The organism is Staphylococcus sp. HMSC072H03 (genome assembly GCF_001809305.1).
GTDB classification, from domain to species: domain Bacteria; phylum Bacillota; class Bacilli; order Staphylococcales; family Staphylococcaceae; genus Staphylococcus; species Staphylococcus hominis.
In genome coordinates this window covers 1-240 of sequence record NZ_KV796912.1, presented here as the reverse complement: position 1 = coordinate 240, position 240 = coordinate 1, and the positions used below count along the sequence as shown (strand labels likewise).

Sequence of the window (240 nt, the reverse complement as noted above, 5' to 3'; positions counted from 1 at the left end):
TCATCATGAATCACTCTATCTGCTTCTGTTTTCGCTGCTTCAAGTTCATCATGAATTTTAGCCATTTCATTATTATATGCAGTCACGCTCGCCGGTTGTTTACCTTCGGTAACACCTACATGATTTAATCCTGGACGTTTTTGTTCTAACACTGATTTATCTGCTTTTAATGCACTTTTCGCTTCAGTTAATTGAGTTAATGCTTCTGCTACTTTTGCTTTCTCATCTCTGATTTCTTCA

At 36.7% G+C, this 240-nt stretch carries 1 pseudogene; it reads right to left on the bottom strand.

The window, feature by feature from the left end:
- Positions 1 to 240, bottom strand: a pseudogene (locus HMPREF2578_RS08830) (hypothetical protein); the annotation flags it as partial.